Here is a 5,826-nt window from a genome sequence, read left to right on the forward strand (position 1 = left end):
GCTCTTGACGGCCGCAGCTTGCAGGGGTTTGAGGTCGGCACCTGACTGCGGACCTCGAGGGGCCGACCCTCATCTCTTGTACAGCTCCACATCTCCTCCTTCAGAAATGTGTTCGTGACACACCGTCGAGGTGCCACTTGTCCCCAGGCGCGGGCAGACGCCGGCGGATCTGGTTGGCATAACCCTGGCCGAATTTCAGCGCCCACTGCCGCACGGTCTCGTGGCTGACCTCGATGCCGCGGGCCGCGAGCATCTCCTCGACCATGCGCAGGCTCAGGAGAAACCGGCAATAGAGCCAGATCGCGTAGCTGATCACTTCAGCCGGGAAGCGGTGGCGGGCGTAGTGAGGATGACGAGCATGTTTCATCCCTCACATATGCCTCGATCCGGTCACCCACAGGTTAACCTGACGGTGCCTCCCAGGTCCACTCGCATCCGTCATCGGTGATGGAGCGTACGATCAGGTCGGCATCTACGACACTGTCGCTATGCGCCATCCTGAGGCTGACGTGATCGTCCCGCCACGCTCAACTGCAGTACTGAGTGAGATGGTGGAGAGCGCTCCCACGCAGCGTGATAGACATCTTCAAAGCATCGCCGAGCATGGACGCATCGGCTGGCAGAAGCGGTCCGGGTATAATCGGCGAGCTCTGGTGGAGACCGCAGTAAGCCGCTTCATACGAGTGATTGGAAATGCGCTGCACTCGCGGAAGGACCAGCGACGTGAAACGGAGGTCGCCATCGTAGTTCGTGCGCTCAACCGCATGCTTGAGCTTGGACGCCCGAAGTCTATCCGCATAGCTTGAACTCGGCTACGGGTGCATTCAATGCGTGCACAATCCGATCCGCGCAACACGGCTGTACCCGGGCCGCGGCCCACGCATGTGGGGCGGCGTGGAAAATTGATGCCTCGCCGTCCCGATTGCCGCGCGGCACCACCCGTTGGTTCACTCACCCCCGGTGTCTCGCCGGAGCGGGGTGAGCCTAACGAACCCTCCGTCTCCTAACTCGGCTTGGTAGGGCTGGTTGGCGAGGCGGATTGTTGTTGGGCGGTCTGGGGCCGGCATGAAACCTGTTTCGCGCAGCCTCTCCATTAGAGCCATCGGGGCCCACTGCTCGCTGGTCGCTGGGTTCGCGATGAAGAATTGTCCGAACTCTGGTGCCTCCGCCCATGGCTCGACCGATGATGACGCGGCTTCATTCATCTGCACACCTCGAGGGCGATGGATGAGATGAACGTCATTGGACAGCCCCAACTCGGCCGTGTAGCGCTCACCCCGGATGATGTAGCTCATCTTCGGCTGGTCCAAGTCCGGCGCGAGACCCAAGTGCCACAGTTGATCGCGCATGTCGGCCGATGCGACTTGGGTACCGTGGCTAAAGCCCTTGGGAACGAAGTCTGAGACATCAATCGGCTCTGACGTCTCCCCAGCCATGGCAGACAACGGTGGCCCGGCTTCATTCATTACCGGCTGGTGACTGGGGAGCTGGTGATACGTCGGACCGAAGATCGCGGCTGCGAGGTTTTGCCCCCACGGCACAGTTGGCGACATTGGCGATGTTGGCACCGGGCCGCCCCGATCCGCGGCATCCCAAAGCTCCTCCTGATCGAAACTTTGCACGGGCGAGTGGGCGGCCGGCTCTGATGGCACGCGCGCACTGCCTTCCCCCGCGCGCGAAGTGCCCTCCCCGGGGCGCTCGCGGTACTGACGCAGCATGTTCAACGCGGTGATGAGGGACCTGTCAGCCGGAAACAACTCCCTAGCACGGGTGAGCAGCGTATTGTGATCGAGCATAGCAAGTCCTTCGCCGGTCTCCTTGAGTTTATGAGCTAACTTGCGAAGCTCGGAAGAACGGGTGCTGACGGTTTTCGGGCGGAGCTCGCGAGAAGCTGAATGGCCCATCGCTTCGATGAGGCGAGCGTCCGCGGCAGAGGGCTTATACTGGGGGAAGCAGTGATAGTAGGCGAAGCGGCGATCGTAGGCGGCGTCGCTGGGATTTGCGGCACCGGGTTGCGGCAACTCGTTCAGGTGCTGCTCAAAGCCCGCTTGCTCCCCTTGCTGCTGTTGCAGCATGGCGGAGGGCCTTGTGAAATTCGGTCTGCGGTTGATGTTGTTCAATGGATCCATCTTACGTCCCCGTGGTGAGGTAAGTCTTCGCAGATCTGAGCAGCGACGCGCGAAGCTCAACATTCTCACGTCAGGACGGTTCTCTTTCGACAAGCTGACGAGTCTCGGAAAAGTCCACCAGGGGGTGCCGTCCGACAGGTGGTGGGCTTTTGAGAGGGTGGCGTAGTCTCCGGGTGCTGCAACCCACACAGCGGGATTCGGGCGTTGGAGCGCTCCGGTCCCGTGGGAGACCACGCGGCACCGTCAGGTTAACTTCCGAGTGATGGTATGCTGGCATATGTCAAGCGAATCCAGGAATTGACCCCGCATTGCCTCACGTTGAATGTTACCGGTAGGCTCACTGTCCCGGACGGGATGCGTCATCTTTTGTCATCCTGTTGCGGGGATGGTGGATGGCAAGGCATCTCAGCATGGCAACACGCTCGGAACTGATTGAAGCAATCATCGAGCGCTACCGATCAAGCCGCCGGGCGGACAAGCAGCGCATCCTGGATGAGTTCGTTGCGGTCACCGGCTATCACCGCAAGCATGCCATCCGGGTCCTCTGTCGACCTGAGAGCAAGCCGTCCGCTGCCAGGCAACACGCCACCCGGTATGATGCCAGGGTTCGCGAGGCCTTGGTTGTGTTGTGGGAGGCGTCCGACCGCCTCTGCTCAAAGCGCCTGAAGCCGATGATCCCCATCTTGTTGCCGGCCCTTGCGCGGCATGGCCGGCTCGATGTGGATGACGAGTTGCAGGGCAAGTCGCTGACGATCAGCGCGGCCACGATGGACCGGCTGCTGTCGCAAGTGCGCGTTGTCGCCCGTGGCGGTCAGCGCCGTCGCGCTGGCATGAGTTCGGCGGTGCGCCGCTCGGTGCCGGTGCGCACCTTCGGCGACTGGGACGATCCTGTGCCCGGTTACATCGAGGTCGACTTCGTGGCCCATTCCGGCACATCGTCCTCCGGCAGCTTCGTGCAGACGATGGTTCTAACCGATATCGCTACGGGCTGGACCGAGTGCGTGCCGGTGCGCACGCGCGATGGCGGTCTGGTGATTGCGGCGATCCAGCAGGCCCGATTGCTGTTTCCCTTCCCGCTGCTGGGCGTGGACTTCGACAATGACAGCGCCTTCATGAACGAATTGGTGGTTTGCTGGTGCCGAAGTCAGGGGCTGGAGGTGACGCGGTCGCGTGCCTACCGCAAGAACGACCAGGCCTGGGTGGAGCAGAAGAACGGCGCCATCGTGCGCAGGCTGGTGGGCTATGGCAGGTTTGTCGGGTCAGAAGCGACGGCATCACTGGCTCGCCTCTATGCTGTGGTGCGTCTGCACGGCAATCTGTACCAGCCGTCGTTCAAGCTGCAGGAGAAGACTCGGATCGGAGCTCGTGTGATCAAGCGCTATCATGCGCCAGTTCCGCCTGCCGCCCGCGTGTTGGCTCATCCCGGCGTGAGCGAGGCAGACAAAGAGCGGTTACGGGTCCTGATAGACGCATCGGATCCTGTCACGCTGTTTACTGGTATCCGCGTGGCCCAGGAAGAGCTTGGAAAACGGGTTGATCGTCGTGGCCTGAACAGCAAGCCTGAGGAACCAGTCGCCATTGATCTTCAGCGCTTCGCGGCGAGCTTGAAGACGGCTTGGCAGGCCGGCGAGACACGACCGACGCATCGACGGCCTTATCGGCGTACTAAGCCGTATCCGAAGCGGCCGAGCATGTTTGAGCCGTATGAGGCCCAGATCAAGGCATGGCTTGAGGCCGAGCCCGCGATCCCGGCGGCAACGGTGCTCCAGCGTCTCATGGGTGCCGATCCGTCGCGCTTCCGGACGAGGAGCCTGCGGATGGTGCAAAGGGTCGTAAAGGCTTGGCGGGCTGACGTGATGGGGCGGATCATCCTCGACGGGGACTGGATCAAGCGGGCGCACGCCTACCCTTCAGCCGCGGAAGGAGAGATCGTCCGCTCCATCACAACGCCTGGTAACATTCTCCGGTGAGGCAACAGGTACTCGTAGATTTGCGCGTCGCGCCACACATGGACGCAGGGACTGACAGAAGCGGGTTGGATCCACCCGCCGTGCTTTAGTGGAAACCGCAGTAAGTCGCTTCAAACGAGTGATGGGGAACGGCGTACGCTCGCGGACAGATCACGGCGGCAGGACCGAAGCCGCCATCGCCGGTCAGGCTTTGAACCGCATGCTTGAGCCTGGACGCCCGAGGTCCGTTCGTATCGCCTGAATGTGGGCTCGTGGGCCTTCAACACGTGCATCATCCGATCCGTGCAACAATGTGCATTGGAGTTGAAGCCTCTGGCGAGTTTCAGATGTAACGCGATATGGGTTCAGCTGATCACGCCTATATGGTATCCATAAAGCCGTAGAACCGCCGTGGGAGTCTGATCAATGGATCACGATAGAGAGCAAGCCCCTGACGCTGAAACTTCTGTGAGCGATGGCGGTGCCGAAGGACAACCGCACCTGCCAACGGAGATGCTGGCCGAAGTGGCGAAGCATCTGGCCACCGCCAACCCGGCTGAAACGGTCAAGAACCTCGTGAAATTTGCAGCCGTGAGCAAATCAGCACGAGAGGTGGTTTATGATGACCCCGCTTTTACCACATTTTGGAGGCAGCTCGACCGGCTCAGGACTGCAGCCAAGGGTTTGCACAGCCTGGATCTTCCCGACGCAGACCTAGACGACATAACTTGGGCTGCCGGGCCAACACTGAAATTTCTATCCGGCGCGGAGCAATCTGCCGTGGTCGATCGCATTCTCAGCGGCTCTGACGTGGAGAGGCAAGCTTTGGCGATCAACCTCATGGCGGACCACATCGGTGATCTTGGTGGCGGAAACAGAACACGCCTGATTGAGCGAGCGTTCGAACTATTTGAACAACATAATCCAGTATATGACCCCGACCTGCCATCAGTAGGGTCTACCCTTGTACGCGCATATGGCTACCTGGATAGAGATCAAAAAGTCCGATTTCTCAATGCAATGGCAAATCATCCAGCGCGGGCTCAATACTTTGCCAATGCGGTGGCGTCTCACTCTACCGATCACTCTAACTCTCTTCCTCCATCCGAACCTGCGGCAGTGACGCAAAGTTCACATTTGGACAACAGCATCACTGCGATTGAGGCTTCAGTCGATGAGTTGATAAGAGACAATACAATCGTCCCGGATGAGACCATAGATGTGATTTACGCGGTCTCGGTGTCTATCAACAGTGCCTACGATCACGCGCGACGCGAACTAAGGGATGCCTCCAGAACCCGAGATCGCTCAACCTTGGCCCGATGACAGAGTTCGGCACGGCTGATCGGCCTGCCAGGGGGTCATCGCCTCGTCAGAGAACCAGACCGGGAGGCTTCCCCGCCGACGCTGGCTGGCGTCATACTCGACCCAGCTCGCCACCTGGTGCCGGTGCTTCGAATGCGATGACGGCGAGCGGCACTGGACTTGAAGCTCATGGTGGAGATCCGAGATCAGGAGGACGCAGGTCCCCATGCCATGCCGCTTCGTTGCCATCCGGCTTCGGTCGCCAAATCGCTCATCCGGTCCGAGCAACATGTGTGGACGTATTCCGTGCAACATGTGTGGACGTATATGGACCCCGCCCGATTGCAACAGCCGGCTGGATCAGGATCGATGGTCACAACTGCTGACGTATATCCGGCTTCGTGATGCGGCTGGACAACGTCTTCGCCGCGAGCCTCGATGGG

At 60.5% G+C, this 5,826-nt stretch carries 4 protein-coding genes and 1 pseudogene; 3 read left to right on the forward strand and 2 right to left on the reverse strand.

Translation table 11 applies throughout. The annotated features are described in order from the left end of the window. Positions 1-118 precede the first annotated feature (118 nt). A pseudogene (locus FS320_RS36410) lies at positions 119-367 on the reverse strand (IS6 family transposase); the annotation flags it as partial. 73 nt (positions 368-440) lie between these two features. Here FS320_RS36410 and FS320_RS50440 point away from each other — a divergent pair. Beyond that, the gene (locus tag FS320_RS50440) at positions 441-806 is read left to right on the forward strand and encodes a transposase (protein WP_338105633.1); all 366 of its coding nucleotides are present in this window, start codon (positions 441-443) and stop codon (positions 804-806) included. A 141-nt stretch (positions 807-947) separates the two neighbouring features. Here FS320_RS50440 and FS320_RS36420 read toward each other — a convergent pair whose 3' ends face one another. Next, positions 948-2,120, reverse strand: coding sequence for a hypothetical protein (locus FS320_RS36420; RefSeq protein ID WP_152717214.1), 1,173 nt, complete (start codon positions 2,118-2,120; stop codon positions 948-950). Between the two features lie 419 nt (positions 2,121-2,539). Here FS320_RS36420 and FS320_RS36425 point away from each other — a divergent pair, with 419 nt between their 5' ends. Then, positions 2,540-4,099: an integrase catalytic domain-containing protein gene (locus FS320_RS36425; RefSeq protein WP_244627618.1), complete on the forward strand. Its 1,560-nt coding sequence runs from the start codon at positions 2,540-2,542 to the stop codon at positions 4,097-4,099. 405 nt (positions 4,100-4,504) lie between these two features. Continuing rightward, positions 4,505-5,404: a hypothetical protein gene (locus tag FS320_RS36430; protein ID WP_152717216.1), complete on the forward strand. Its 900-nt coding sequence runs from the start codon at positions 4,505-4,507 to the stop codon at positions 5,402-5,404. The last annotated feature ends 422 nt before the right edge of the window (positions 5,405-5,826 follow it).

It is taken from the genome of Microvirga tunisiensis, from assembly GCF_009296175.1.
Classification (GTDB): domain Bacteria; phylum Pseudomonadota; class Alphaproteobacteria; order Rhizobiales; family Beijerinckiaceae; genus Microvirga; species Microvirga tunisiensis.